Origin of the sequence: Marinobacter alkalisoli, from assembly GCF_045449855.1 — a bacterium.
Lineage (GTDB): Bacteria > Pseudomonadota > Gammaproteobacteria > Pseudomonadales > Oleiphilaceae > Marinobacter.
In genome coordinates this window covers 25,976-50,151 of record NZ_JBJJLC010000031.1, presented here as the reverse complement: position 1 = coordinate 50,151, position 24,176 = coordinate 25,976, and the positions used below count along the sequence as shown (strand labels likewise).

The following is a 24,176-nucleotide window of genomic DNA, read 5'->3' as shown; positions in this document are numbered from 1 at the left end:
CAGTCAAACGGGTGTCTGTGTCTGATAACGCACAGACCCCCGTTTGAATAAAAGGAATGATGTACTGGCGACGGCGCGCGGTTTTGCGTCATCGGGTATGCGTCCAATGAATCCACGAACCGGCCATAGGGCTAAAGGAGAGAAAGATGAACAAGGACACCATTGAAGGTAACTGGAACGAACTCAAGGGAAAAGTGAAAGAACAGTGGGGCAAGCTGACCGATGATCGACTTGACGAGATTGCCGGCAGACGAGACCAACTGGCGGGCGAAATTCAGCAGGCCTACGGTATTTCGAGAGACGAAGCCGAGAAGCAGGTCAAAGACTTTGAAGAGTCCACCAAACGCTAACACTCGCTAGTCCCGACAGTTGTTACACGCTGCCTGCAAGGCTGTGTCGCAGGCAGTTCCCAAATGGAACAAACATCTGGAGATACGCTCATGAGCAAGAATCCGGTCAAAGGTGGTGCGAACGAGGAGAAGGAGAAGGCAAAGGAGACCGACGACGAAAACACGGAGAATAAGGGTAAAGCCAGGAAGCGTGGCGACAAGGATGATACCGTGTTAGGAGATGTCAATGACGAGCAATAGAATTCTGGCTCTTGTGTTGCTTGTTGTGGGGGTGATTCTGCTGTTCTTTGCGTATCAGTCATCCCAAAGCCTGGGCGATCAGGTGACGGAGGCCGTTACCGGCCGTTTCACTGACTCCACCACCTGGTTCCTGATCCTTGGCGCGGCTTCTGCGGCGGCCGGTGTTGGACTGCTGCTGTTCGGTAAATCCGCCCGCAAATAGCGCAGGAATCCGCGATGTCCCACAAGGTGCAGGAACCCCTGGATGGCGGCGCGAAGGTTGCCGGTCAGAACCCGGTGGGGTTACGGCCGGATCAACGACTGTTCAACGCAGTAGAGCTTCGCTTGTTTCGCTACACGGCGGTGCTGTTGTCCCTGGTTGCACTGACTGCGCTGATCGGAATCATCTTGTGGGCATTCAGTTGGGTGCTGAACGAGTTCTACAACCTGCTTTTGTCGTTGTCCCTGGCCGGCATTCTGGCGCTGGTGCTTCATCCTGTGGTGGAGTTTCTCGAGACCCGGCTTCACTTACCCCGCTTGCTGGCCATCATTCTTCTGCTGATGGCCTTCTTCGCGGGTATCGGCGGCCTGATTTTCTTGTTCGTTCCCACCCTGGTCAGCCAGATTGTCCAGTTGATGACCATTTTGCCCAACACACTGGCAAACTGGCAGGAGTATTTCTCCATTTACTTCCCGGAACTCAGCGCCATGATATCCTCCAGCCTGGAGAACAGCGATGGGAAGGAGTCCCTGCCAGTCCTGGAGGACCCGGGTACGACCATCATGAACTATCTGGGGCTGTTGGCGGGCATCAGCTTCGTCCCCCTGTTCCTGTTCTTCACCCTGCTTTCCGGGGACTTGCTCCGGGGACAGGCATCCGAGCTGTTATCTGTCTTCCGCAAGCCCATCCAGCAGAAAGTGCTGTATTTCATGGATGTGTTCGTGGGGTACGTCACCGCCTTCTTTCAGGGCCAACTGATCATCGCCGTGTGCATGGGAACCCTGTATGCCCTGAGCTTTACACTGATCGGTCTGAAGTTCGGCGTGCTGGCCGGGCTGGTGCTGGGGCTGCTGAATATCGTCCCCTTCCTGGGCACCCTGATTGGCCTGCTGGTGATCCTGCCCCTTGCCTATCTGCAGCCGGACGGCGGCGTTGAGTTACTGATCCTGGCCGGACTGGCGTTCGCGGCGGTGCAACTGGTCGAAAGCTGGCTGCTGACACCGAAGATCATGGCCAACCGCTCGGGCCTGCACCCCGCGCTCGTGGTTATTTCCCTGTTCTTCTGGGGCACGGTCTTGAGCGGCATTATCGGCATGGTACTCGCGGTTCCCCTGACGGCGTTCTTTGTCGCTATCTGGAGCGAGATCAAGACCAGTCTGGAACACGCGCTGAGCAGTCCGGATGCCAAGCCATGAGGACTGGCGACAATGTCGATGTTCCGTGAGCGTAGAAAAAGTTACTTGCCGCGAGCCGGAACCAGGCCGTCGATGGTTCCCTCCCATGCCGGACCAATCTCGACACGCACATCCCGCGCGCCGACTTCTTCCTTGCAGTGAGAGCATACGGTCACCGGAGCCATGCGGTGGCCGCAGGATTTATGAATGTGAAGCAGCGGTGCTCCGCGCTCGTCCGCCATGTGAGTGTTCCCCCACTGGACCAACGCCATGATCACGGGGTGAAGGTCCAGTCCCTTGTTCGTCAGGCGGTATTCCTCTCGCAGCGGGCGTTGTTGGTAGGGCGATTTTGAAAGTACGCCATGCTGCACCAGCTTCTTCAGCCGGTCCGTTAAAACGTGACGGGTGATGCCGAGCCGGTTTTCGAATTGTTCAAACCGCCGTACCCCAAGGAAACAGTCCCGCAGAATAATCAATGTCCACCGGTCACCAATGACCGACAGGGTTCTGGCAAGGGAGCAAGGCTCCTGGTTCAGTTTTTCCCAACGCATAAGGTGTCCTCTTTTCGCTTGCCGTCATTTTAACTTGACAGGTTCTGAAAAGGAACTGATCCTAATGGCAGGTTCCAAAAAAGAACGGACAAGGTGAATGCTGATGCAGAAGAATCAACAGAAGGTAGCCGTGGTCATCGGCGCGGGAGATGCCACTGGCGGGGCGATCGCAAAGCGCTTTGCGCGGGAAGGGCACGTCGTTGTCGCCACCAGGCGTAGCGAGGACTCCCTGAAGCCGCTGGTAAAAGAGATCGAAGCCATGGGGCGCACGGCTTACGGACTTGGCTGTGATGCCCGGGACGAGGACGCGATGTGTGCCTTGTTCTCACGGATTGAAGCCGAGATAGGGGAGGTTGACGTGGTCGTGTTCAACATCGGGGCTAATGTCCGGTTCCCGATTACCGAGACGACGGGGCGTGTCTACAGAAAGGTCTGGGAAATGGCGGCCTTCGCGGGGTTCCTGGCTGGAAGGGAAGCGGCCAGGGTGATGTTGCCGCGTGGCCGTGGAACCGTTATTTTCACGGGTGCTACAGCATCTCTCCGTGGTGGAAGTGGCTTTTCGGCATTTTCCGGTGCGAAGTTTGCTCTGCGGGCACTGGCACAGAGCATGGCCAGAGAGCTCGGGCCCAAAGGTATTCATGTGGCCCACTCTGTTATCGATGGGGCAATCGACACCGACTTTATCCGGGAAAACTTTCCCGAGCGTTATGCCCTGAAGGAGCAGGACGGGATTCTCAACCCCGAGCACATTGCCGAGCAGTACTGGCAGCTTCACCAACAACCAAGGGACTGCTGGACCCACGAGCTGGATCTGCGGCCGTGGATGGAAACCTTTTAAGGAGAGAGCAACATGACCGAGACTATCGATTTCTATTTCGACGTAGGAAGTCCCGCGAGTTATCTGGCCTGGACCCAACTGCCGGCGCTGGCTGAGCGAACCGGGGCGGAGATTCGCTGGAAGCCCATGCTGCTCGGCGGTGTCTTCAAGGCAACCGGGAACCAGTCCCCGGCAATGATTCCTGCGAAATCCCGCTACTCTCGCATGGATATGCAGCGTTTCGCCCGGACATACGGTGTGCCGCTGAATTTCAATCCTCATTTTCCGGTGAACACGCTGGTGCTCATGCGAGGCGCCGTTGCCTACCTGGAAACGCAGGATTTCCACCGCTATCTGGATGCGGTTTTCAACGCAATGTGGGTTGAGGAAAAGAACCTGAACGATCCCGAAACCGCCGTCAGCGTACTGCAGCAGGCCGGTTTTGATGCCGAAGACGTCCTGGCGCGTTGCGACGATGCCGCAGTGAAGGCGGAACTCAAACGTCTGACGGAGGAGGCGGTCGGCCGCGGCGTGTTCGGGGCCCCGACCTTCTTCGCAGGGGATGAGATGTTTTTCGGGCAGGATCGGATACCGCAACTGGAGCAGCACTTAAACGCGCGCTGATCGGCTTGCAGCGTCCGAAAGCGTCGACCTCAATCGTACAGTGAGAACAATGCAGTGGATAAAACCTACTCAGGTTCCTATGACCGCCTGATCAACCCTGTTCTGATTGCGGGCTGCATCATCATCCTGGTCAGTTTTGCGGTTCGTGCGTCTTTCGGGCTGTTTCAGTTGCCCATTGCCCAGGAGTTTGCCTGGCCACGCGAGTCGTTTTCGCTGGCGATTGCCATCCAGAATCTGTTCTGGGGCATCGGGCAGCCGATTTTCGGCGCACTGGCGGAACGTTATGGGGACCGGAAGGCGATTCTGGGTGGCGGCGCCTTCTATGTGATCGGGTTGGTGTTGTCGGCCTACGCCATTACGCCGGGGCAGCACCAGTTGCTGGAGATGCTGGTGGGCTTCGGCATTGCCGGCACGGGCTTTGGCGTGATACTCGCAGTGGTCGGACGCGCGGCACCGGACAGGCACCGGTCCATGGCGCTGGGGATCGCAACGGCGGCCGGTTCCGCCGGTCAGATTGTCGGCCCGCCGGTGGCCAATGCGCTGCTCAGCCAGATGCCCTGGCAGTCGGTGTTTATAGTCTTCGCGGGCTTCGTCATGCTCTCTATGATGGCGCTTTTACTGATGAGGGCGCCCAAGCCACAGAAGTCCACAGCCGACGAAGAACCGATGGGGTCAGTGATCAAACGGGCGGTCAGAGACCCGTCTTTTTTGCTCATTTTTATTGGCTTTTTCTCCTGCGGTTACCAGTTGGCCTTTATCACCGCCCACTTCCCGGCCTTCATCACCGAGATGTGCGGCCCCATTGCGCCAGACAGCTTGCTCTACGCGGTCGGTGTTACTTCGGCCTCCGGGCTGGGAGCCATTTCCATTGCGCTGATCGGATTCTTCAACATCGGCGGAACGCTGTTCGCCGGCTGGCTGGGTAACCGATATTCGCGCAAATACCTGCTGGCCACCATCTACCTGTTGCGGACGCTGGTTTCGGCGGCTTTTATACTGGCGCCTATAACGCCGGAAACCGTGGTGCTCTTTTCCGTAACCATGGGCTCGCTCTGGCTGGCCACGGTACCGCTGACCTCGGGTCTGGTGGCCCATATCTACGGGCTTAAATACATGGGTACGCTTTACGGGCTGGTGTTTTTTTCCCACCAGTTGGGCGGTTTCCTCGGCGTATGGCTGGGTGGCGCCATGTACGACGTGTACAACGACTACACGCTGGTCTGGTGGGCCGGTGTCGGCGTGGGCGCCCTGTCGGCGGTCATCCATCTGCCAGTGAAGGAGTATCCCTGGTCGCAACGTGCCAGCGTGGCCGCCGCGACCTGACAAGCCGGTCGCCGGCGCCGACAACGCAGTGATTGCTAAGTAACCGTACACGTTGTCCTGCCGGCCTAACGGAATAGCCAACCCGCTACGAGCCGGACCACGCGCGGCATAATCAGATACACCACAAGGGCGACAATGGTCGCGGCGACGATCCCGTGGCGGACGCCCCAGACGGCAAGCTCTGGAACGCCTTCAAACAAGGGCTGATACACCACAGGTACGATCATGGTCAGTGGCCATATCACAGCCGTGGTGATGAGCCACTGTTTCCATCGCGTGGGTTGTTTGGCTTTCGAGGCCGGTGGGGTAAACCAGAAATCAATGCCGCTTTTGATTTCAACCTGCTCGTCAGACGCCAGTGCCGAAGCGATGTCGGATATCAGCTCCTTGCGGATATCCGAGTTCAGCCACGCTTCGGCGTCTTCCTTACTTGAAAACCGCACCGCGATTTCAAAAGTGTCATTCCCTTCGGGCGGACGGACCACATGAACACCCTGATGCCCGGGAAATTCAGCCGCGGCGGTAATAATCTGCCGCAGCCAGGTTTCGTAGCGATCCCGGAGCCGGGGGCGGACGGTGTGCCGGATAATGATCGATCTGCCTGAATTGTAATGCACACTGGGCGTGGCGTTTGTCGCTTCATCGCTCATGACCGATCTCCTGACCAAGCATATTGTTACCGCCGATAAGACGCGGTGAACCGCTTAAAGAATCTAGTTGAAATTCGTGGGTGGGGGTAGGTCGGAGTTCTGAACGGTGTGTTCCATGGGTGGAACATGTCTGTGTATTGATGTGAGTCTGTATCAGAGGCTACCGCGCGCAATCAATGCAGTAAAGGCAGGTGGGGTCAATTTCCAGGCGTTTGGGGTTGATGGGCTCGCCACACTCCATGCACTCCCCGAATTCGTCGTTGTCGATCCGCTTCAGGGCTGCCTCGATCAACCGCAGCTGGCGTTCCGCACGTTCCTTACCGGCTTTGGCCAGCGCCTGGCTCTGCAGGGCATCCATACGGGAGAGCCGGCCCACACTTTGCTGGTCCAGGTGCACGGTTCCGCTGGCCTCGTCCCGGGCCTCGCTGGTTGAGAGCAGGTCTTCACGTAGTTCGAGTAGTTGTTGACGAAATTTTTCCAGCTCTTCCGGGCGCATGTGCTGACCTCTTATTGTTTGTGAACTTGGCTTCCATTGTCCGGGGGGTATCACAGGTTGGATATGTTATCAGAGAATACTATGTGAATCGTTGCACGACGGGAGAGGGGAGAATGGTACCCCCGGCAGGACTCGAACCTGCTACCTTCCCCTTAGGAGGGGGACGCTCTATCCAGATGAGCTACGGGGGCATATCGTCAGAAGGCGGGTATGATAGCGGGCCCGTTGATGTGTCTCAAGGGCCCGCGGGTATTTATCCCCGATGATCGGATACGAACGGGTTATTGGCCTTTTCATGGCCGAAGGTGGACATGGGACCGTGGCCCGGTACGAAGGCGATGTCGTCCCCTAGGGGAAACAGTTTTTCGCGGATGGAACGCACCAGGGTGTTGTAGTCGCCTTTCGGGAAGTCGGTGCGGCCGATGGAGCCCTGGAACAGTACATCGCCCACCAGGGCTAGTTTTGATTCACCGTGATAGAACACCACGTGGCCCGGTGTGTGGCCGGGGCAGTGCAGAACGTCCAGTGTCTGGTTGCCGACGGTGACCTGTTCATCATCCTGCAGCCAGCGGTCCGGGGTGAATATTTCCGGCGCCGGGAAGCCAAACATCTGCGCCTGCATGGGCAGGCCCTGAATCCAGAAATCGTCTTCCCGGTGAGGCCCTTCAATAGGAATGCCCAGCGACCTCGCCAGTTCAGCGGTGCCACCGGCGTGATCGATATGGGCGTGGGTCAGCAGTATCTTTTCGACCTTCACGCCTTCTTCCTCGACCGCTGCGCGGATCCTGTCCAGATCACCGCCCGGATCGACAACGGCTGCAACCCCGGAATCTTCGCACCAGATCAGGGAACAGTTCTGTTGGAACGGGGTCACGGGAATGATTCTGTATTTCAGTGGCATAGTGATACTCGTCTGACGGCTGTACTGGTTTAGAATGGCTATGGTAAAGGTAATCGAGCCTCGGCTCGAATTTTCAAGGTAAGGAGATTGTTGCGGATGAGCGAGCAGTCGTCGCGTGGGGATGACGAACCGGGAGAACCACTGAGGCTGAGCGTGATTGTTCCGGTCTGGCAGGAAGCGGCAACCATTACGGCCACCCTGCAGCGCCTGGCGCCGATTCGTGAGGCTGGCCATCAGGTGATTGTGGTGGATGGTGGTAGTGACGACGGTACCCAGAAGCTCGCCGAACCCCGATGTGACCGGGTGCTGTCGTCCGGGCGTGGCCGTGCGTGTCAGATGAACGCCGGGGCGGAGGTGGCCACCGGTGATATTCTGCTGTTTTTACATGCAGACACGCGCCTGCCCGAGTCCGCACTGGCGGCGCTGGAGCGGTTTCACGCCAGTCGCAATGCCTGGGGGCGGTTCAATGTCCGGTTGAGCGGCCAGCGTCCTCTGTTCCGTGTCATTGAATGGTTTATGAACCAGCGGTCCTGGTTGACGGGCATAGCCACCGGTGATCAGGCGTTGTTTGTGCGGCGCCCGGTGTTTGAAGTGCTCAGGGGCTTCAGGGAGATGCCGTTAATGGAGGACGTGGAGCTGTGTTCCCGGCTGAGGCTGGTGTCCCGCCCATTCTGTGTCACTGACCCGGTGGTCACCGATAGCCGGCGCTGGGAACAGGGCGGGGCCTGGCGTACTATCTTCCTGATGTGGCGGTTGCGCTGGCGCTATTGGCGCGGCGAATCGCCGGAATCCCTGGCAAACGCCTATCGTTCGGATGTTCGCAATGCCCAAGAGCCCTGAGTCGTCAGTATTGGTTATGCAGTTCTCCAAGTGGCCGGAAGAGGGCAGGGTGAAAACCCGGCTGATGCCGGCGCTGGGTGCCACTGGCGCGCTGGATGCTCACGTCAGGTTGAGTCTGGAAGTACTGGATAACCTCATTGCCAGCGGATTCCCGGTTCAGTTTTGGTGGGATCGTGCCTTGGATCAGGCGCCCGATGCTGCGGCCCCAGTCCTGTCGAAGCTGGATGCGGCACAGATCACCACGGGCATTCAACAGGGCGACAATCTGGGACAGCGGATGGAAGCCGCGTTGGCCCGGGTGCTGGAGGATCATGACAAGGCTCTGGTGGTCGGCAGTGATTGCCCGTCGGTGGATCCGGATTACGTGCGGCAGGCCGTGGCGGAGCTGGATGCCAGTGATGTGGTGCTGGGGCCGTCCAATGACGGTGGGTACGTGATGATTGGCGCTCGCCGGGTGGTTGCCGGGATGCTCGACGGCGTGAACTGGGGCACCGGGAGTGTGCTGGATCAGACTTGCACCGGAATGGCGGGGCTGGGCCTGTCGGTGGGGCTGTTGCCGCCCCGTTGGGACGTGGATGAGCCCGAAGACTGGCAGCGGTTCCTCGACCAGTCTCCAGGCTGAGTGCCTCCGGGATCAGACGTCCGGGACCGGCCCCTGTTCCAGAATGCGTTGGACCAGAGTGTTGGTGTTCGTCTTTGTGGCGCCGGTGACCACTCTGAGGGCATGTTCCCGGTCGAGAACAGCCTTGCGGTAGGTCTCTATCAGTTGGTCCCGGTCAAACGCTTTTACTGCTTTAACCAGCTGTTCCCGCGAATCGAAATTTGTAGCTTCCCGGTCAATCTCCCGCCAGAAACGCTCTGACACCGCGCCAAGGGTGCGGTCCTGTTCCATCAGTTGGCTGATCACCGCCTGCTTCTCCCGCTTGAGATCACCGTCGCTGAGGGAACTCAGACGTTTCTCGAATGTGTCGGAAAACTCACGAACGGCCTGGTCGATTTCCTCGCCTGAAGCTTCCGGGGACTGCACCACGAAACCCAGTGCGGGTGTTTCAAGCATTTCAAAGGGCGTGGCGTAGACAATGTAGCCCAGTTGCCGGGTGGTACGAATGTCTTCATAGAAGGGGCTGCTGATGATCTGACCCAGCAGCCGGAAGGCAGCGCGTTCGCTGAAGCCGGTATTGCCTCCCTGCATGTAGAGGGTATAGCCGGTATCCGGGTGGTCCACTGACAGCGGCACGATGGACTCGCCCTCGGGGAGTTGCCGTACGATGCTGCGGGGCACCTCGGTGATCTCGGCACCGTTCAGCACCACTGCCCGGACTTGCTGGGCAAGGTTCAGGGCCGCCGCCTGACTCAGGTTGCCGTGGGCCAGCATCACCGGATCGGTTTGAGCGAACAGTTCGCTGGCGAAGTTCCGGAGCTCATCCAGCGTCACTTCCCGAGCTGCCCTGAGGCGTTCTTCGGTGCCCCACGCGCCTTCGATCAGCAGGGTTTGCACCTTTTCAGACGTCTGCTGGACAGGTCGTTCCTTGGCCTTGTTTTGCAGGTTGTCGATCACATTCTGACGGGCAATATCAAAGCGTTGCTGTGTCAGGTGCGGGTCTGCCACCTGGGTCAGGATCCGTGTCATCAGGGTGTGCAGTTTGTCGCTGTAGCCCCCCACCCGGATGGTCACGCCGCGCAGGTGAGAGTATACGCTGTAGTCCAGCCCCGCCAGCTGCGCCGGGTAGGCCCAGGCGTTGAGGTTGGTGTTGACGGCATCCACCAACAGTTGCGTGAGTACTTTGCCGCGGGCGGAGGCTTGCGCCAGCGGGGTGCGGATGCTGACGTAGACATTGGCTTTCGGTGTGCCGAATTGGGTATCCCGGGCGTACCAGACAGAGAGGCCGCCCTGGTTGGTCAATTGCACCGGCTTGTCCATATCCGCGCCGGACACCATGTCCAGGTTTTCGGGGACAAACGGGTTGGGCTCGGGCAGGCGTAGCTGGCCGGCCAGCGCTTTGTCGGGTGTGGCTGCGATCACCGACGGATCGGCGGGCTTGAGCTCCCAGGCGGCCTGGTACCACTGTGTCAGGCTGGGTGTCTCGATCTCGGGTTCCGGTTCCACCACGGTAATGAGTACGTTATCCGGCGTCAGACGCTGCAGAATGTCGCGGTATTTTTCCGGTGTGTAGGCTTCCATCATCCAGGGCGCCCGTAGGACATCGGTCGCGTCATAATGGCGCAGATGGCTGGAAAGACGCGTGACCTCGCTGACTGGCTCGCCGCGCTCACGGAAACGGAAATCGATTTCCGCCAGGTTCTTCATCTCCTCAAAGCGTTCCTCCGAGATACCTTCCTCACGGACGTCCTCGATATAGGCGAACACCAGGCGGAGGATCCGGTCCTTGTTCTCCAGCCCTTTGGGCGTAAGGGCCATGGAAAGTACCAGGCTGGATTCCGTCCCGGTATCCATACCGCTACCCGCCGACAGGCTGTCCACCAGGCCGGCCTGTTTCAGGACATCAAACAGGCTGCCGGGGCCCTCGTGCCCCAGCAGGTTGGCGATGGAGCTGGCAGGCTTGCTGCGGTAATTCTCCCGCTGGGAAGGGATGGGAAACGTCAGCGACAGGCTGCGCAGGTCCTTCAGGGCATCCACGGTTACCTCGGCCGGCAGGCGGTCTGGCTCCAGCAGCGGCACGTCGTGAACTTTCGGTTCCAGATTCCTGTTTTCGATGGCCTCGAAACGGCCCCTGACCATTCGCTCCAGTTCATCGAGGGATTGAGGGCCATACACCGACAGGCTCATCAGGTTCGATGAGTAGTGGTTCTTCCAGAATTCGATCAGGTCCGGCCGCAGTGGGCGCTCATCGGTGTTTTCGAGGGTGCTGAGATTGCCGACTGCGAACTGGCTGAAGGCGTGCGCCGGATTGCTGATGGCTTTCCTGACGGAATAGATCCGGCGGCCATCGTCTTTTTGCTTCGAGGTGAACTCCGAATGCACGGCTTGCCGTTCCCGGTCGACCAGATCGGGGGTGAACAGGGGCGCGGAAAACTGCTGGGCGAAGCGATCCAGTGCGTCATCCAGGTGGTCGGCCTGGATATCGAAGAAGTAGTTGGTGTCCTGGAACGAGGTGAATGCGTTGTGGCTGCCACCGTGGCTCTTGATGAACTGCTGGTACTCGCCGGGATCGGGGTATTTCTCGGTGCCCAGGAATAGCATGTGTTCGAGGAAATGGGACAGGCCTTCCCGCTCTTCCGGGTCATCGCCACTGCCTACCGCAACGTTCATGGAGGCAGCCGCCTTATCGGAACCCGGAGAGGATGCCAGCAATACCTGCATGCCGTTATCCAGTTCAAGGTAGCGGTAGCTGTTCCGGTCATTGGGGCTTTTCACCGGCTCGATGGCGGCCTGGGTGAGGGCGCTTGCGGCCAGGAACAGAAGCAGGGTCAACAACTGGGACAGACAGCGCCCATGGCGGGCTATAAGGTTCAGACCTGAAGGCATGGTGTCGCTCGCTCCGGAAATCAGTGGATTATTGCGTTCTTTGTGCTCTCTGGTTGCTGGTCAAGAGTTTTACGGGCGAGAGAGGCTGCCGTATCAGCATCCAGTTGCCCGGATGCGATGCGCTCAAGCACGGTGCCCATCACTGCGACGGACTGGCGGTAATCAGCAAATTCCGCCTGGAAGGCGTCGTCAATCGCCTGGTAAACCGCCTGGACCTTCTCCTCGCGGGAGCCGGCATCCGCCGTGGTGTCGTTAATGGCTTTCAGGCAGGCCCGGGCGATGGCGATATAGCGTTCGGCGTTGGCGTCGTCTTTCTTCATATACGGGTATCCGGTGTGGAGTGAGTGGTTCGCGTGTTGCGGATGTATGGGCGGATTATGTCATTGCTATAGGGTGGTTTCATTTCTTTCTGGTAATCCGGCAGTTTTTCGGCCAGCTCTAAAACCATGTGCTAGGCTCAAATTCAGGGTGTCGATTCTAGCGGTGCTTTCTGCGCTCCCGCCTGTCCCGGCGGAAAATATAGAGTAGTTACTCTAAACAAAACAATGGCTTACAAGAGTAAATGCTCTAAAAAAGTTCGATACATGAGAGTTGCAATTAAGTACAATGCCGGCGCTCCCGAATGATCTAAGACTTTAGTCGTAGATGTTCGGGCTTAAGGACAGATAACAATTGAGCAACAGGCAAGGTGGACTATAGATGAACTACTTTCTGACGGGTGGCACCGGATTTATCGGCCGTTTTCTCGTGGAAAAACTCCTCGCGCGTGGCGGCACCGTTCATGTGCTGGTGCGTGAGCAATCCCTGGGCAAGCTGGAAACCCTGAGGGAACGCTGGGGAGCAGACGAGAATCAGATAAAAGCGGTTATTGGCGATCTGACCAGTCCCAATCTGGGCATTGACGACAAAACCATGGAATCCCTGAAAGGTCATGTTGACCACTTCTTCCATCTGGCCGCCGTGTACGACATGGGCGCTGACGAAGAAGCCCAGCAGGCAACCAACATTGAGGGCACCCGCAGCGCGGTCAATGCAGCCCAGGCCATGGGCGCCGGTTGCTTCCATCATGTGTCTTCCATTGCCGCCGCCGGATTGTTCAAGGGCACCTTCCGTGAGGATATGTTCGAGGAAGCGGAGAAGCTGGATCATCCCTACCTGCTGACCAAGCATGAATCCGAGAAAGTGGTTCGTGAAAGCTGCAAGGTGCCGTTCCGCATCTACCGTCCGGGCATGGTGATTGGCCATTCCGAAACCGGCGAGATGGACAAGGTGGACGGGCCTTACTACTTCTTCAAGATGATCCAGAAAATCCGCCACGCGCTGCCGCAGTGGGTGCCGACGATCGGTATTGAGGGTGGTCGCCTGAACGTGGTGCCGGTGGATTTCGTGGTGAATGCCCTGGATCACATTGCGCATCTGGAAGGTGAAGACGGCAACTGTTTCCATCTGGTGGATTCCGATCCCTACAAGGTCGGCGAGATCCTCAATATTTTCTGTGAGGCCGGTCATGCGCCGCGCATGGGGATGCGCATCGACTCACGGATGTTCGGCTTTGTGCCGCCGTTCATCCGCCAGAGCCTGAAGAACCTGCCGCCGGTGAAGCGCCTGACCAACGCGGTGCTGGATGACATGGGCATTCCTCCGTCCGTGCTTTCGTTTATCAATTACCCGACCCGGTTCGATGCCCGGGAAACCGAGCGGGTGCTGAAGGACACCGATATTGCGGTACCGCGCCTGCCGGATTACGCACCGGTGATCTGGGATTTCTGGGAACGCAATCTGGACCCGGATCTGTTCAAGGACCGTACCCTGCGTGGCACCGTGGAAGGCAAGGTCTGTGTGGTGACCGGAGGCACATCGGGCATTGGTCTGGCTACGGCCCAGAAACTGGCCGATGCTGGCGCCATCCTGGTGATCGGTGCCCGCAAGAAAGAACGGCTGGCGGAAATTGCGGCCGACCTGGAGGCCCGTGGGGGCAATGTTCACGCCTACCAGTGTGATTTTGCCGAAATGGAAGACTGTGATCGCTTCGTGAAAACCGTTCTGGACAACCACGGCCACGTGGATGTGCTGGTCAACAACGCCGGTCGTTCCATCCGTCGGTCACTGGCACTTTCGTTTGACCGATTCCATGATTTCGAGCGCACCATGCAACTGAACTACTTCGGTTCCGTGCGCCTGATCATGGGCTTTGCCCCGGCCATGCTTGATCGCCGTCGTGGCCATGTGGTGAACATTTCCTCCATCGGCGTGCTGACCAACGCACCGCGTTTCTCGGCCTACGTGGCGTCCAAGTCCGCACTGGATGCGTTCAGTCGCTGTGCGGCCGCGGAGTGGTCTGATCGCAACGTCACCTTCACCACCATCAACATGCCACTGGTGAAGACCCCGATGATTGCGCCCACCAAGATCTACGATTCGGTGCCCACCCTGACCCCGGATGAAGCAGCGGAAATGGTGGCGGACGCCATCGTCTATCGGCCCAAGCGGATTGCCACCCGACTGGGCATTTTTGCCCAGGTTCTGCACGCACTCGCGCCGAAGATGGGGGAGATCGTGATGAACACCGGTTATCGCATGTTCCCGGATTCTCCGGCGGCGGCCGGCAGCCGGTCCGGTGAGAGGCCCAAGGTGTCCACGGAACAGGTGGCCTTTGCGGCGATCATGCGGGGTATTTACTGGTAATCGTCCGGTTAGACGGCATAAAAAAACGCCTCCCTCGGGAGGCGTTTTAATAATCCCAACTCGTTTTATTCCTCTGTCTCGCTGATCAGTGGCGGAGGAAACCCTCCCAGTTCCTTCCAGCGATTGACGATGCCGCAGAACAGATCCGCGGTCTTTTCCGCATCATAGGCTGCCGAATGGGCTTCCTTGTTGCTGAAGGGAATGCCGGCCAGTTTGCATGCCTGCGCCAGTACCGTGTGGCCATAGGCCAGTCCGGCAAGCGTGGCGGTATCAAACGTGGAAAACGGATGGAACGGGTTCCGCTTGATGTCGGAGCGCAGCGCGGCCGCAAACACGAAGTTGTGATCGAAGGTGGCGTTGTGACCCACCAGCACCGCGCGTTTGCAGTCGTGGGCTTTGACTGCCTTGCGAATCGGGCTGAAGATTTCACTCATGCCTTCTCGTTCCGGCACGGCTTCCCGCTCGGTGCTCCAGGGATCGATTCCGGTAAAGTCGAGTGCGGACTGCTCCAGATTAGCGCCTTCGAAGGGATCAATTTGCTGCACGTGGGTTTCGGTACGTCTCAGCCAGCCGTCTTCGTCCATGGTCAACAGCACCGCAGCCACTTCCAGCAGGGCGTCTGTCTCGGGATTGAAGCCACCGGTTTCGACATCGACAACCACCGGGAGAAATCCCCGGAAACGTCGGGCCATCGGATGCGGTTCTTTGTTTTCGTCAGTCACTCAAACTCCTAGGGATTAGCCAGAGTACGGTAAAGAGTACGGGTAAAAGGTACAGGGTGTCTGGTTCAGGCGCTTGTCAGTTGCCACTTCAGGGTTTCGCCGGCGCGAAGCGGAACAATGACGCCATCTGCCAGCGGTAGCTCCGCTGGCATGGTCCAGCTTTCCCTGGTCAGAGTAATAGTGTCGGTATTGCGTGGCAGCCCGTAAAAGTCTGCGCCGTTGAAACTGGCGAAGGCCTCCAGCTTGTCGAGAACGCCCAACTCCTCGAAAATCTCGGCGTACAGGGCAATCGCGCCGTAGGCGGAGTAGCAGCCGGCACAACCACAGGAGGCTTCCTTCTTGTCCCGCCCGTGAGGGGCGGAATCCGTGCCCAGGAAGAAGCGTTTGTCACCGCTGGCAACGGCATCCCGCAGGGCCTGTTGGTGCTTGTTTCGCTTGAGGATCGGCAGGCAGTAAAGGTGGGGGCGGATACCGCCCACCAGCATATGGTTACGGTTGTACATCAGGTGCTGCGGCGTCAGGGTCGCGGCCAGGTTGTCGCCCTTGTGCTGGCGGACGAAGTCGGCGGAATCGGCGGTGGTGATGTGCTCCAGCACGACCTTCAGGTTGGGGAAGGCTTCCAGGGTGGGCGCCAGTACACGCTCAAGGAACACTTTCTCCCGGTCGAAAATATCAATATCCGCATCGGTCACTTCACCGTGGACCAGCAGCAACATGCCGCAATCAGCCATCGCTTCCAGTACCGGATAGATATTGCGGATATCGGTCACACCGGATGCGGAGTTGGTGGTGGCTCCTGCCGGGTAAAGTTTGGCGGCGACCACACCGGCGGATTTTGCTTCGCGGATGTCCTCTGCCGAGGTGGACTCGGTCAGGTACAGGGTCATCAGCGGTTCGAACGGGATGTCGCCAGCTGCGCTCAGGATGCGCTGGCGGTACGCCATGGCATCGCTGGCCGTGGTCACCGGTGGCACCAGGTTCGGCATGATGATCGCTCGGCCAAAGCACCGGGCGGTGGCCGGTACCACATCGTTCAGGATGGCGCCGTCTCTGACGTGCAGGTGCCAGTCATCGGGGCGGGTGATGGTCAGTTGTTCGGTCATGCGGCGTTTCCAGTTCCAGGTCAGCTCGGGCAGATGCCGGTGAAAATTTGGCGGAATTATACCAGATGCCGTTTACGATTGTTTCCGGTGAAAGGCTAAAGAAACGAATCATGCAGCCGTTAAACGGTCAGTAACCCAGATACTGACGGATAGATGCCATGGTCAGACTAGCAACCTTATTCCCGTATACAGCCGTGTTGGCCCTCACGGTGATGATGGGGACCAGTGGTACAGCCCTGTCGTCCAGCTTTGGTGCCGGTATCGAAAACAGCCAGTGGTACGTGTCGGAGTCGGTGTTTGAATGCGCCATGGTGCATGAGGTACCCGGTTATGGCCGCGCTGTTTTCCGCCATAAGGCCGGGGAACAGCTGTCGTTCTATCTTGAATCGGATACCGCCATGATGCGCCCGGGCAAGGGCAGCCTGGTGGTGGAAGCGCCAGCCTGGCGTCCGGGTGCGGCGCCACGAAAGGTGGGAACGGTCAATGTCGGTGAGGGCCGGCGGCCAGTCGCGCTAAGCTCACGCCAGGCCATGGTGATTGCCCGGGGTCTGCTTGATGGCATGACCCCGACCGTCACGCGGGAATCCTGGTATGACCGCAGCCCGGTCCGGGTACGGGTTTCCAATATCAATTTTGCCGGTCAGTACGAAAGCTATCGTGCCTGTACCGCCAGCCTGTTACCGGTTAACTACGACCAGATCAAACGCTCACGAATCCCGTTTCGTGCCGGCAGTACCAGTCTGTCGGGCGGCGACCGTGAGTTGCTGGACAACATTGTGGCCTATGTGCAGGCGGATTCGACGGTGGAGCGTATCTTCGTGGATGGCCACACCGACAGCAGCGGAAGTCGCATTGATAACCGCGCCCTGTCGGAAGAGCGAGCCAACGCCGTGGCGGATTACCTGATCGGGCAGGGGATTCCCAAGGACCTGATCACTGTCCGTGCCCACGCCGATCAGTACCCGGCTTCCGGGCGCCCGGCGGATAACCGGCGCACCACCATTCGCCTGCAGCGCCTGGGCGAACGGCCGGAGCTTCAGCAGGCCAATGGTTATGAAGCCGGATTTTCCGGCTAGTTAACGGCGCTCAGTACTTCCAGGTGGGCATTGACGCTTTCCGCCAGTGCCCTCAGGTGATAGCCCCCTTCCAGGGTTGAGATGACTCGATCATTGGCGTGGTCACTGGCGACGCTGGTGATCATTTCCGTCAGCCAGCGATAATCCTCCACCTCCAGATTCAGCTCCGCCATCGGATCAAGCCGGTGACCATCGAAGCCCGCCGATACCAGGATCACCTGGGGTCTGAAATCCTGCAGCTTCTTCAGCCATCCGGCCTCTACGGCTTTGCGGTAGTCCAGTGCCGAACAGTCGGAGGCAATGGGGATGTTGACTATGTTTTCCGGCTGACGGTGCACGTGGGAGTGCGGGTAGAACGGGTGTTGGAAGCTTGAGCACATCAGTATTCGTTCGTCGCCGCCAATGATGTCAGCGGTGCCGTTGCCCTGGTGAACGTCGAAATCGATGATGGCGATCCGTTCCAGATGATGGAAGTTCAGCGCCCGCATCGCCGCCAGTGCAATGTTGTTGTAGAAGCAGAAACCCATGGATTTGCTGCGTTCGGCGTGGTGCCCCGGTGGCCGCGCGCAGACAAAGGCGTTGGTCACCTGGCTGCTCATGACCATGTCCACCGCCTGGACATTGGCGCCGGCTGCCAGCCGGGCCGCCCGCAGGGTGTCCGGCATCATGGCGGTATCGGGATCGGTGAAAACGCGTCCACGGGTCGGTTGCATCAGGTCCAGCTGGTGCAGATATTTCTCCGGATGCACCGTCAGCAATTGGTCACGGGTGATTTCATCCGGGCGTACCCAGTCCAGTACATCACCAACCCCGGAATCGGCCAGGTAACTGATGATGGCTGACAGCCGCTCCGGCGACTCGGGGTGCTCCGGGCCCATGTTGTGCTTCAGGCAGTCATCATGAGAGAAGAAAGCTGTGGTCATACGGATCCTGACTACTCTTGTTCTGCATGCGTGGTTCAGCTTGCGTGGGTTCTGCTTGTATTTTCGCCAATATTATCAGGGATGGTACGTGGTTGCCGTGTTTCTTTGGTCTTATGGGGACACTAGTCGTTTTACATCAGGAAACAAGCGCCTAAGATAAGGGTAGCCTCGTCAACGATTGAAAACAGCAAGGAGTTTGCGCTTGAGCACCCGCTATCTGGAAAGTCTCTTCAATCCATCGTCCATTGTGGTGATCGGTGCTTCCGAGCGGGCAGACAACCTGGGTGGCATGGTGCTGCGTAACCTTCTGGGCGGCGGCTATCCCGGCAGACTTCTGGTCATCAACCAGAACGATTATGACAACGTTCATGGCGTGCCCTGTGTCCGCAAGGTCTCGAAAATGGAGTTCAGTCCGGATCTGGCCATTATCTGTACGCCCCCGGACACGGTGCCGAAAATGGTGCGCCGACTCGGGGAGGCCGGGGTACGCACCGCCATCGTCATGACCGGGGGCATGTCCCGTACCCACAGTAAAACCGGCCAGCCGCTGATGTATTCGGTGCGGGATGCTGCGCGGGAAACCGGAATCCGGGTCCTGGGGCCCAACACCATCGGGCTGATGGTGCCCGCGCGGAGCCTGAACGCAACCTACGCCCATATGGGGGCCATTCCCGGCAAGGTGGCGTTCATTGGCCAGTCCGGGACCGTGGCCAGCTCCATCATTGACTGGGCGTTTGCCCGGGGCGTGGGCTTTTCCTACTTCCTGACCCTTGGCGATGGCATGGACATCGATCACGACGACCTGATCGACTACCTGGCCCAGGACAGCCAGACCCGGGCCATCCTGCTGCACATCGAGAATATCCCTAACCCCCGGCGCTTTATGTCGGCGGTTCGGGTTGCTTCCCGCACCAAGCCGGTCATTGCGGTGAAAAGTGGCCGCACGCCGGAATCGGAATGGTTCGCCCATCAACTGCCGGCGGGCCTCCGACGGAGCGATCCCATCTATGACGCTATGCTCCAGCGCGCCGGTGTGCTGAGGGTGGATGGCCTGGGGCAGATGTTTGATGCCCTGGAGACACTGACCCGGATGCGCCCCTTGCGGCGGGAATCCCTGGCGATCATGGCCAATGGTGTGGGCCCGGGGGTGTTGGCGGTTGACCGGCTGATCGATCTGGGAGGCGAGCTGGCCAACCTGTCGGAGCACACCATTGAGGCGCTGGCGGAAAACCTGCCGCCGTACTGGACCCGTAAGAACCCGATCGATCTCAACTACGACGCCTCCCCGGAGCTGTATGCCAAAGCCATCAAGATCCTGGCCAAGGATCCAGAGGTGGCCAACGTGCTGGTGATGTACGCCCCCAGCCTGACCGAAGACAGCCTGCAGATCGCCGATGCGGTGGTCCAGGCCGCCAAGGGCAGCCGGTTGAACGTATTTACCTGCTGGTTGGGGCAGAGCACCGTAATGGATGCCCGTGATGAATTCTACCGCGCCGGGCTGCCGTCGTTTTTCAATCCGGAGAAGGCGGTGATGGCCTTTATGCAGCATGTGCGTCACCAGCGGGTGCAGCGTCTGCTCACGGAAACCCCGGAGTCGTTCACCGATCATTTTGACGACCGTACCCAGACCCGTCGTGTGGTGATGGGGGCCATGCGTTCCGGGCGGATGCATCTGTCGAATCGCGAAGCACGGGAGGTCATTCGGGATTACGGCATCAACACCATTGAGACCATCTACTGCGATGATGTGGAAGAGGTGCTGGAGGCGTTTTCGGTGGAGCGTCGCCCGGTGGATATCACGCTGATCCACGAACAGGCGTGTTACCCGTTTCTGGAGCTGAGCACCGGACAGCGCCGATTCAAGGGAACGATTCAGAAGCTCAATAGCGAAGCGGCGATCATCGATTCCTGTCGGGTGCTGATGGAAGAGTATCAACATCATTTCCCGGGCAGCGGGTTCCTCGGCTTCGCCGTGCAGCGTTCCTACCAGCATGTGGGGGGCATTGAATTCAGCGTTGGCATCACCCGGGATCCGGTGTTTGGCCCGCTGGTGGTCTGCGGCGCGGCCGGTGCCCAGATAAATGTCATGACCGACCGCCAGATTGCGTTGCCGCCCCTGAACATGGTGCTGGCCCGGGAACTGTTGCGTCGGACCTACATGTACAAGCTGTTGAAGGAACACAGCCTGAAGCCCGAGGAGGATATCCGGGCGGTATCGGAAACCCTGGTGACCCTGTCCCAGATCGTGATCGATATTCCCGAAATCCGCGGCCTGGAAATCGCCCCGCTGCTCTTTAACGAACAGGGTGCTGTAGCGGTGAACATTGCCATCGATCTGGCCGACAAGCCCGGGCGACCCATCATCCAGCCTTATCCCCGGGAACTGGAAGAGTGGATCATGCTGCCGAAGTCCGGGCGGCGGGTGATCATCCGGCCGGTGTTGGCGGAAGACGAGCCGGCCCACCGGGCCTTTCACGAGCTGCAGTCGCCGGAGTCCATCCGCTACCGGTTCTTTCAGTATCGCAAGCATTTCTCCCGCGAGGACGTCGCCCAGATGGTGCAGATCGACTATGACCGGGAAATGGTCTTTATCGCCAATGCCCCGAGGGAAGACGGGGAAGGGGAGGAGACCCTGGGAACCGTCCGCGTCTGGACGGACGCAGATAATCTTCGCTGCGAATTCGCCGTCATGGTGCACGACAACATGAAGGGGGAAGGTCTCGGTGTAGCGTTGATGCAGAAGATGATTGATTACTGCCGGTCACGGGGAACCGTGGAAATGGTCGGTAACGTATTGCCGGATAACCGGCCCATGCTGCAATTGGCGGAACATCTCGGGTTCGAGGTCCAGTACAACATGGAAGAGGAAGTGATGGACTTGCGGTTGGTGCTGAACGAACCGGATAAGGACTGGCAGCGGGAGCGTCTGCTCAAGAGCTCCCACTGACAGCCAGACGGGACACTAGGCTTCAGGCTTCCTCGACAATCGCCGAGCGATCCTCGCCACCCAGGGCTTCCAGCAAGCCCGGAATGAGCCTGGCCAGTTCCAGGGTCATCAGCGCAAACGCTGCATCGAACCTGGCGGCGGCATCATCCGCATCCACGTCGTCCAGTTTCTCCTGCAGTGTGTCACCGAACTTGAGCCGGCGGATGCCCAGTTCCTCATCCAGCACGAATGACAGGCTGTCGTCCCAGGAGACGGCCAGCTTGGTTACCTGCATGCCCGCATCCAGATGGTTGCGGATTTCGTCGGCCTGCAGGTCCAGACCCTTGCAGCGCACAACTCCGCCATCCTCGGACGGATCCTTGAGCTCGCATTCGCTGCCGAGTTCGATGGTGGACGGCAGGTCAACGCTCTCATTCAGCCAGCCGGTGAACGTGAAGGCCGGGGCCTGTTCCACTGCGGGCGGCCTGACGGGCAGGGAGCCAAGGCTCTTGCGCAGGAATGACGCCAGGTCTTCAGCTTGCTTGGAGGAGCCGGCATCGACAACGAGCACGCCGTCTTTCGGTGCCAGATAGGCGAAGCAGCGGCGGTTCTTGGAAAAGGCCTGGGGCAGCATTTCCAGCATCACCTGCTCTTTGATCTCGTCCTTTTCCTTGCGACGCACTTTCCGCCCCTGTTCGGCTTCAATGGCTTCGGCGCGTTCTTCGACCAATTCTTTCACCACGGGGCCGGGCAGGATTTTCTCTTCCTTGCGCAGTGCGACCAGATGGTAGCCGTTGGTGCTGTGCACCAGCATGTCACTGTGTTTGCCCAGTGGCGGGACCCAGCCCTGGCGCGTGGTTTCCTGAGGGCCGCAAGGTTTGAATCCATCGTTCTGCAGCTTTTCTTCCAAAGCTTCAGCAGAAATATCGAAGGGCTTGGTAAAACGAAAAACACGGGCATTACGAAACCACATCAGGGTCGATCCTTGTCAGAGTTTCAAAATGGGAAAGGGATGATACGGCCACCGGTCAGTGGCCGTAAAGTGGCGGCGCCGGCGTCACATCACAGCTGCATGATTTCAACCAGAACGGTTTTCACAATAAAGCCGACAACACCCGCGCCCAGCACGGTAAACAGGGCAATGGTGCCAAAACGGCCAGCCTGGGATTTCTTGGCGAGATCCCAGACGATAAAACCCATCCAGATAATCAGCCCGGTAAGTAGTACCAGCATGGCAATCTGGGAAAACACTGCTTCGTTCATTCAATGCTCCGAAAATGCTGACAGGGTTACTGCTCATCCCGCAGGAACAGCCAGTTGTCCTGGTCGGACTGCTCTTCACAGAAGTAGTAACCATCAAGGTTGAAGCCTTTCAGATCGTCCGCCTGGGTAATGCCGTTCTGAATGGCGTAGCGGCACATCAGGCCGCGGGCTTTCTTGGCGTAAAAGCTGATCATCTTGTACTGGCCGTTCTTCCAGTCCTTGAACTGTGGGGTGATCAGACGCCCTTTCAGGTCCTTCTTGCGAACGCTCTTGAAGTATTCGTTGGAAGCCAGGTTGACCAGCGCACCGTCATCCTCAGCCAGCAGCCGGTTCAGTTCGTCGGTGATCCGGTTGCCCCAGAATGCATACAGGTCCTTGCCCCGGGTATTCTCGAACCGGGTGCCCATTTCCAGCCGGTAGGGCTGCATCAGGTCCAGGGGTTTGAGCACGCCGTACAGGCCGGACAGCATGCGCAGGTGTTTCTGGGCAAATTCGAACTCTTTTTCACTGAAGCTTTCGGCGTCCAGGCCGGTGTAGACGTCGCCCTTGAAGGCGAGGATGGCCTGGCGGGCGTTCTCCGGTGTGAATGGCGTGTGCCATTGCTGGAAACGCTCGGCGTTCAGTTGTCCCAGCTTGTCGCTGATGTTCATCAGATTGCTGACCTGATGGGGCTCCAGGGTTTTCAGCTGGTCCACCAGTTCACAGGCGTCATCCAGGAAATCCGGCTGGCTGAAGTGTTCAGTTGCCAGCGGACTCTCGTAGTCCAGGGTTTTGGCCGGGGAAATAACCATCAACATGTCAGGCTGTCCTCATTGCAGAAAAGTCAGTAACTGGTCCCGGGTGAACGGCCAGTCCAGCTCGGCGCCGGTGTCGTTGCGGCGCAACACCGGGATACGGGTGCCGTAACGCTCCACCAGAGCCTCGGACTGGGCAATGTCCACCACATCCACCGGGATCGGGGCCGGCATGGGAGTGTTTACGAGCAGGGCTTCCGCCAGTTCACACAGATGGCACTGGGATGTGGTGTAAAACAGCAGTTCCATTATTTCGGCTGGGCGTCCAGTTGTTGGCCATTGACCCCTGCACTGTCCTTACCCATCAGGTACAGGTAGATGGGCATCAGGTCTTCCGGCGCCGGGTTTTGCTGAGGGTTTTCCGCCGGGTAGGCGTGGGCCCGCATGTTGGTGCGGGTGGCCCCGGGGTTCAGGCTGTTGACGCGCACGTTGTGGCGCTCGTCATCCAGTTCCTCCGACAGCAGCTGGCTCAGCCCTTCAAGGGCGAACTTCGAGACCGCGTAAGCTCCCCAGTATGGCTTCGCCTTACGGCCGACACCCGATGAGGTAAACACCACTGAGGCGTCGGTGGACTTGCGCAGCAATGGAATAGCGGCACGGGTCAGGAGGAATGGGGCAGTGGTGTTGACATGCATGACCTGATTCCAGGTTTCGGGATCATACATTTCCACCGGGCTGCGGGTGCCGAGAATGCCGGCATTGTGCAGCAGGCCGTCAAGCCGACCGAAGTTGTCCTCAATGGTCATGGCCAGTTCTTCGTATTCCTTGACGGCCGCCCCTTCGAGGTTCAGGGGCACAATGGCCGGCTTGGGGTGCCCGGCGGCTTCAATTTCATCGTATACGGATTCCAGCTTTGACACAGTCCGGCCAAGCAGAATCACGGTAGCGCCATGGGCTGCGAAAGTCTTGGCGGCCACACGACCAATACCGCTGCCGGCGCCCGTCACCATGATGATACGGTCTTTCAGCAGATCTGCCGGTGCCTGATAATCTTGCATAACCTGTCTCCGATTTGGGAAACCGATGGGTCC

26 protein-coding genes and 1 tRNA gene are annotated in these 24,176 nt (G+C 58.8%); 12 read left to right on the top strand and 15 right to left on the bottom strand.

Annotated elements, in window-relative coordinates:
• Positions 1–146: 146 nt before the first annotated feature.
• The 4 genes from ACJO5Y_RS13125 to ACJO5Y_RS13110 all read left to right on the top strand — a co-directional run bounded on the left by ACJO5Y_RS13125 (position 147) and on the right by ACJO5Y_RS13110 (position 1,985).
• Positions 147–350 carry a CsbD family protein gene (locus ACJO5Y_RS13125; protein WP_406987774.1) on the top strand — a complete coding sequence of 68 codons (204 nt, stop codon included), beginning with the start codon at positions 147–149 and terminating at the stop codon, positions 348–350.
• A 90-nt stretch (positions 351–440) separates the two neighbouring features.
• Positions 441–590, top strand: a complete 150-nt coding sequence (locus ACJO5Y_RS13120; protein WP_406987773.1) for a CsbD family protein — start codon at positions 441–443, stop codon at positions 588–590.
• A complete protein-coding gene (locus tag ACJO5Y_RS13115) occupies positions 577–792 on the top strand; it encodes a DUF3185 family protein (protein WP_406987772.1) in 216 nt (71 codons plus the stop codon). Before ACJO5Y_RS13120 ends, ACJO5Y_RS13115 begins: the two co-directional genes overlap by 14 nt.
• A gap of 14 nt (positions 793–806) precedes the next feature.
• Positions 807–1,985, top strand: a complete 1,179-nt coding sequence (locus ACJO5Y_RS13110; RefSeq protein WP_406987770.1) for an AI-2E family transporter — start codon at positions 807–809, stop codon at positions 1,983–1,985.
• A 41-nt stretch (positions 1,986–2,026) separates the two neighbouring features.
• On the opposite strand, the gene ACJO5Y_RS13105 is transcribed toward ACJO5Y_RS13110, so the two are convergent.
• Positions 2,027–2,515, bottom strand: coding sequence for a winged helix-turn-helix transcriptional regulator (locus ACJO5Y_RS13105; protein WP_406987769.1), 489 nt, complete (start codon positions 2,513–2,515; stop codon positions 2,027–2,029).
• 103 nt (positions 2,516–2,618) lie between these two features.
• Between ACJO5Y_RS13105 and ACJO5Y_RS13100 the strand changes: the two genes are divergently transcribed.
• Genes ACJO5Y_RS13100 through ACJO5Y_RS13090 form a run of 3 tightly spaced genes read left to right on the top strand, consistent with a single transcriptional unit; the run spans position 2,619 to position 5,279 of the window.
• Positions 2,619–3,353 carry an SDR family oxidoreductase gene (locus ACJO5Y_RS13100; RefSeq protein WP_406987767.1) on the top strand — a complete coding sequence of 245 codons (735 nt, stop codon included), beginning with the start codon at positions 2,619–2,621 and terminating at the stop codon, positions 3,351–3,353.
• Positions 3,354–3,365: 12 nt separating this feature from the next.
• On the top strand, positions 3,366–3,956 hold the full coding sequence (locus tag ACJO5Y_RS13095) for a 2-hydroxychromene-2-carboxylate isomerase (RefSeq protein WP_406987765.1): 591 nt from the start codon (positions 3,366–3,368) through the stop codon (positions 3,954–3,956).
• A 54-nt stretch (positions 3,957–4,010) separates the two neighbouring features.
• On the top strand, positions 4,011–5,279 hold the full coding sequence (locus ACJO5Y_RS13090; RefSeq protein ID WP_406987764.1) for an MFS transporter: 1,269 nt from the start codon (positions 4,011–4,013) through the stop codon (positions 5,277–5,279).
• 65 nt (positions 5,280–5,344) lie between these two features.
• On the opposite strand, the gene ACJO5Y_RS13085 is transcribed toward ACJO5Y_RS13090, so the two are convergent.
• From ACJO5Y_RS13085 to ACJO5Y_RS13070, 4 genes are all read right to left on the bottom strand, one after another.
• The gene (locus tag ACJO5Y_RS13085; protein WP_406987762.1) at positions 5,345–5,929 is read right to left on the bottom strand and encodes an antibiotic biosynthesis monooxygenase; all 585 of its coding nucleotides are present in this window, start codon (positions 5,927–5,929) and stop codon (positions 5,345–5,347) included.
• 160 nt (positions 5,930–6,089) lie between these two features.
• The gene (locus tag ACJO5Y_RS13080) at positions 6,090–6,425 is read right to left on the bottom strand and encodes a TraR/DksA family transcriptional regulator (protein ID WP_406987760.1); all 336 of its coding nucleotides are present in this window, start codon (positions 6,423–6,425) and stop codon (positions 6,090–6,092) included.
• Positions 6,426–6,539: 114 nt separating this feature from the next.
• Positions 6,540–6,616 (bottom strand) — tRNA-Arg (locus tag ACJO5Y_RS13075).
• A 62-nt stretch (positions 6,617–6,678) separates the two neighbouring features.
• Positions 6,679–7,326, bottom strand: coding sequence for an MBL fold metallo-hydrolase (locus ACJO5Y_RS13070; protein ID WP_406987759.1), 648 nt, complete (start codon positions 7,324–7,326; stop codon positions 6,679–6,681).
• Positions 7,327–7,422: 96 nt separating this feature from the next.
• On the opposite strand from ACJO5Y_RS13070, the gene ACJO5Y_RS13065 reads away from it, so the two are divergent.
• Both ACJO5Y_RS13065 and ACJO5Y_RS13060 read left to right on the top strand, forming a co-directional pair.
• A complete protein-coding gene (locus tag ACJO5Y_RS13065; protein ID WP_406987757.1) occupies positions 7,423–8,166 on the top strand; it encodes a TIGR04283 family arsenosugar biosynthesis glycosyltransferase in 744 nt (247 codons plus the stop codon).
• Positions 8,150–8,788, top strand: coding sequence for a TIGR04282 family arsenosugar biosynthesis glycosyltransferase (locus tag ACJO5Y_RS13060; RefSeq protein ID WP_406987755.1), 639 nt, complete (start codon positions 8,150–8,152; stop codon positions 8,786–8,788). Before ACJO5Y_RS13065 ends, ACJO5Y_RS13060 begins: the two co-directional genes overlap by 17 nt.
• Before the next feature lie 12 nt (positions 8,789–8,800).
• On the opposite strand, the gene ACJO5Y_RS13055 is transcribed toward ACJO5Y_RS13060, so the two are convergent.
• A complete protein-coding gene (locus tag ACJO5Y_RS13055) occupies positions 8,801–11,653 on the bottom strand; it encodes an insulinase family protein (RefSeq protein WP_406987754.1) in 2,853 nt (950 codons plus the stop codon).
• A gap of 20 nt (positions 11,654–11,673) precedes the next feature.
• A complete protein-coding gene (locus ACJO5Y_RS13050) occupies positions 11,674–11,973 on the bottom strand; it encodes a hypothetical protein (RefSeq protein WP_406987752.1) in 300 nt (99 codons plus the stop codon).
• 379 nt (positions 11,974–12,352) lie between these two features.
• On the opposite strand from ACJO5Y_RS13050, the gene ACJO5Y_RS13045 reads away from it, so the two are divergent.
• Positions 12,353–14,338 carry an SDR family oxidoreductase gene (locus tag ACJO5Y_RS13045; protein ID WP_406987751.1) on the top strand — a complete coding sequence of 662 codons (1,986 nt, stop codon included), beginning with the start codon at positions 12,353–12,355 and terminating at the stop codon, positions 14,336–14,338.
• A 65-nt stretch (positions 14,339–14,403) separates the two neighbouring features.
• On the opposite strand, the gene rnt is transcribed toward ACJO5Y_RS13045, so the two are convergent.
• Positions 14,404–15,060: a ribonuclease T gene (gene rnt, locus ACJO5Y_RS13040; protein WP_406987750.1), complete on the bottom strand. Its 657-nt coding sequence runs from the start codon at positions 15,058–15,060 to the stop codon at positions 14,404–14,406.
• Between the two features lie 65 nt (positions 15,061–15,125).
• A complete protein-coding gene (gene pyrC / locus ACJO5Y_RS13035) occupies positions 15,126–16,163 on the bottom strand; it encodes a dihydroorotase (protein ID WP_406987749.1) in 1,038 nt (345 codons plus the stop codon).
• Between the two features lie 212 nt (positions 16,164–16,375).
• Between pyrC and ACJO5Y_RS13030 the strand changes: the two genes are divergently transcribed.
• Positions 16,376–17,239: a flagellar protein MotY gene (locus tag ACJO5Y_RS13030; protein WP_406988013.1), complete on the top strand. Its 864-nt coding sequence runs from the start codon at positions 16,376–16,378 to the stop codon at positions 17,237–17,239.
• Here ACJO5Y_RS13030 and ACJO5Y_RS13025 read toward each other — a convergent pair.
• A complete protein-coding gene (locus ACJO5Y_RS13025; RefSeq protein ID WP_406987747.1) occupies positions 17,236–18,162 on the bottom strand; it encodes a histone deacetylase family protein in 927 nt (308 codons plus the stop codon). The genes ACJO5Y_RS13030 and ACJO5Y_RS13025 overlap by 4 nt on opposite strands.
• A 202-nt stretch (positions 18,163–18,364) precedes the next feature.
• On the opposite strand from ACJO5Y_RS13025, the gene ACJO5Y_RS13020 reads away from it, so the two are divergent.
• On the top strand, positions 18,365–21,109 hold the full coding sequence (locus tag ACJO5Y_RS13020) for a bifunctional acetate--CoA ligase family protein/GNAT family N-acetyltransferase (RefSeq protein ID WP_406987746.1): 2,745 nt from the start codon (positions 18,365–18,367) through the stop codon (positions 21,107–21,109).
• A gap of 22 nt (positions 21,110–21,131) precedes the next feature.
• Here the strand turns inward: ACJO5Y_RS13020 and rdgC are convergent, their stop codons facing one another.
• The 5 genes from rdgC to ACJO5Y_RS12995 all read right to left on the bottom strand — a co-directional run bounded on the left by rdgC (position 21,132) and on the right by ACJO5Y_RS12995 (position 24,143).
• Positions 21,132–22,061 carry a recombination-associated protein RdgC gene (gene rdgC / locus ACJO5Y_RS13015; RefSeq protein ID WP_406987745.1) on the bottom strand — a complete coding sequence of 310 codons (930 nt, stop codon included), beginning with the start codon at positions 22,059–22,061 and terminating at the stop codon, positions 21,132–21,134.
• Between the two features lie 89 nt (positions 22,062–22,150).
• Positions 22,151–22,351, bottom strand: coding sequence for a DUF2788 domain-containing protein (locus ACJO5Y_RS13010; RefSeq protein WP_406987744.1), 201 nt, complete (start codon positions 22,349–22,351; stop codon positions 22,151–22,153).
• 26 nt (positions 22,352–22,377) lie between these two features.
• Positions 22,378–23,148 (bottom strand): peroxide stress protein YaaA, encoded by a 771-nt coding sequence (gene yaaA / locus ACJO5Y_RS13005; protein WP_406987743.1) that lies wholly within the window; start codon positions 23,146–23,148, stop codon positions 22,378–22,380.
• A gap of 12 nt (positions 23,149–23,160) precedes the next feature.
• Positions 23,161–23,394: a glutaredoxin family protein gene (locus tag ACJO5Y_RS13000; protein ID WP_127331718.1), complete on the bottom strand. Its 234-nt coding sequence runs from the start codon at positions 23,392–23,394 to the stop codon at positions 23,161–23,163.
• Entirely contained in the window at positions 23,394–24,143 is a 750-nt protein-coding gene (locus ACJO5Y_RS12995) for a YciK family oxidoreductase (protein ID WP_406987741.1), read from the bottom strand. The genes ACJO5Y_RS13000 and ACJO5Y_RS12995 overlap by 1 nt, the downstream gene beginning before the upstream one ends.
• Positions 24,144–24,176 lie beyond the last annotated feature (33 nt).

What these genes read in the sequence shown, in the direction of transcription:
- ACJO5Y_RS13125 (WP_406987774.1), top strand. Translation starts at nt 147, where the DNA reads ATGAACAAGGACACCATTGAAGGTAACTGGAACGAACTCAAGGGAAAA.
- ACJO5Y_RS13120 (WP_406987773.1), top strand. Translation starts at nt 441, where the DNA reads ATGAGCAAGAATCCGGTCAAAGGTGGTGCGAACGAGGAGAAGGAGAAG.
- ACJO5Y_RS13115 (WP_406987772.1), top strand. Translation starts at nt 577, where the DNA reads ATGACGAGCAATAGAATTCTGGCTCTTGTGTTGCTTGTTGTGGGGGTG.
- ACJO5Y_RS13110 (WP_406987770.1), top strand. Translation starts at nt 807, where the DNA reads ATGTCCCACAAGGTGCAGGAACCCCTGGATGGCGGCGCGAAGGTTGCC.
- ACJO5Y_RS13105 (WP_406987769.1), bottom strand. Translation starts at nt 2,515, where the DNA reads ATGCGTTGGGAAAAACTGAACCAGGAGCCTTGCTCCCTTGCCAGAACC.
- ACJO5Y_RS13100 (WP_406987767.1), top strand. Translation starts at nt 2,619, where the DNA reads ATGCAGAAGAATCAACAGAAGGTAGCCGTGGTCATCGGCGCGGGAGAT.
- ACJO5Y_RS13095 (WP_406987765.1), top strand. Translation starts at nt 3,366, where the DNA reads ATGACCGAGACTATCGATTTCTATTTCGACGTAGGAAGTCCCGCGAGT.
- ACJO5Y_RS13085 (WP_406987762.1), bottom strand. Translation starts at nt 5,929, where the DNA reads ATGAGCGATGAAGCGACAAACGCCACGCCCAGTGTGCATTACAATTCA.
- ACJO5Y_RS13080 (WP_406987760.1), bottom strand. Translation starts at nt 6,425, where the DNA reads ATGCGCCCGGAAGAGCTGGAAAAATTTCGTCAACAACTACTCGAACTA.
- ACJO5Y_RS13070 (WP_406987759.1), bottom strand. Translation starts at nt 7,326, where the DNA reads ATGCCACTGAAATACAGAATCATTCCCGTGACCCCGTTCCAACAGAAC.
- ACJO5Y_RS13065 (WP_406987757.1), top strand. Translation starts at nt 7,423, where the DNA reads ATGAGCGAGCAGTCGTCGCGTGGGGATGACGAACCGGGAGAACCACTG.
- ACJO5Y_RS13060 (WP_406987755.1), top strand. Translation starts at nt 8,150, where the DNA reads ATGCCCAAGAGCCCTGAGTCGTCAGTATTGGTTATGCAGTTCTCCAAG.
- ACJO5Y_RS13055 (WP_406987754.1), bottom strand. Translation starts at nt 11,653, where the DNA reads ATGCCTTCAGGTCTGAACCTTATAGCCCGCCATGGGCGCTGTCTGTCC.
- ACJO5Y_RS13050 (WP_406987752.1), bottom strand. Translation starts at nt 11,973, where the DNA reads ATGAAGAAAGACGACGCCAACGCCGAACGCTATATCGCCATCGCCCGG.
- ACJO5Y_RS13045 (WP_406987751.1), top strand. Translation starts at nt 12,353, where the DNA reads ATGAACTACTTTCTGACGGGTGGCACCGGATTTATCGGCCGTTTTCTC.
- pyrC (WP_406987749.1), bottom strand. Translation starts at nt 16,163, where the DNA reads ATGACCGAACAACTGACCATCACCCGCCCCGATGACTGGCACCTGCAC.
- ACJO5Y_RS13030 (WP_406988013.1), top strand. Translation starts at nt 16,376, where the DNA reads ATGATGGGGACCAGTGGTACAGCCCTGTCGTCCAGCTTTGGTGCCGGT.
- ACJO5Y_RS13025 (WP_406987747.1), bottom strand. Translation starts at nt 18,162, where the DNA reads ATGACCACAGCTTTCTTCTCTCATGATGACTGCCTGAAGCACAACATG.
- rdgC (WP_406987745.1), bottom strand. Translation starts at nt 22,061, where the DNA reads ATGTGGTTTCGTAATGCCCGTGTTTTTCGTTTTACCAAGCCCTTCGAT.
- ACJO5Y_RS13010 (WP_406987744.1), bottom strand. Translation starts at nt 22,351, where the DNA reads ATGAACGAAGCAGTGTTTTCCCAGATTGCCATGCTGGTACTACTTACC.
- yaaA (WP_406987743.1), bottom strand. Translation starts at nt 23,148, where the DNA reads ATGTTGATGGTTATTTCCCCGGCCAAAACCCTGGACTACGAGAGTCCG.
- ACJO5Y_RS13000 (WP_127331718.1), bottom strand. Translation starts at nt 23,394, where the DNA reads ATGGAACTGCTGTTTTACACCACATCCCAGTGCCATCTGTGTGAACTG.
- ACJO5Y_RS12995 (WP_406987741.1), bottom strand. Translation starts at nt 24,143, where the DNA reads ATGCAAGATTATCAGGCACCGGCAGATCTGCTGAAAGACCGTATCATC.